At 54.3% G+C, this 806-nt stretch carries 1 protein-coding gene; it reads left to right on the forward strand.

The genetic code is table 11. The annotated features are described in order from the left end of the window. On the forward strand, positions 1 to 735 hold a 735-nt coding region (locus tag J8I29_RS29655), incomplete at its 5' end, for a glycosyltransferase family 4 protein (RefSeq protein WP_209434423.1). Positions 736 to 806: the final 71 nt, after the last annotated feature.

An 806-nucleotide genomic window follows, 5' to 3' on the forward strand; every position in this document is an offset into this window, starting at 1 on the left:
AAGCACGGCCATTTCTGCCAGGAAATCGTCACCGTCAGCCCCGCCGAAGCAGCCGTCCTAAGCGAGTTCGGCTTTCCACGCGCTAAAGTCGTCGGCACTTGCCGCGCGCCAATGCCCACGCCGTCCAGCTTCGAACAGCGCTCGGGTCTCGTCTTCGTCGGCAGCCTCTATGCCGAGAATACGCCCAACTACGATTCATTGACCTGGTTCATCGAGGAGATCCTGCCGCGCGTCGAGGAGGAGCTCGGTTGGGAAACGCGACTGGGTATTGCCGGGTATGTCGCTCCAGGCCTACCTCTCGATCGCTTCTTAACCCATAGCCGTGTCACCTGGCATGGGCCCGTCGCCGATCTCACGCCGATCTACGATTCTTACCGTATCGCCATTGCCCCGACGCGCTTTGCCGCCGGGACCCCCTACAAGGTCTACGAGGCGGCTTCGTTCGGGATTCCCGTGGTACTCACCGATTTGCTTCTCGCCCAGCTCGGCTGGCAAAACGGACGCGAGGTGCTTTCGGTTCCAGTCGATGATGCGGCAGGTTTTGCAAAAGCCATTGTTCATCTCTATCGCTCCCAACAATTATGGCAAAGCCTTCGAGAAAAAGCGCTCGAAAATCTGGCATTAAATCATAATGAGGGGATATATAAAGGTTCTATATCTCAGATAATTCTTCCATATAATGTAAAAGCAAAACGTAAAGCCCGATCTAAGAAACGGGTTTTATCGAATACATGATTCAACTCAGCAATGTGACGAAGTACTACAAGGTCGAGAAGCATCGGAAGATGATCCTCGACCGGGTGTCG

This window comes from Labrys sp. LIt4, from assembly GCF_017813775.1.
GTDB classification, from domain to species: domain Bacteria; phylum Pseudomonadota; class Alphaproteobacteria; order Rhizobiales; family Labraceae; genus Labrys; species Labrys okinawensis_A.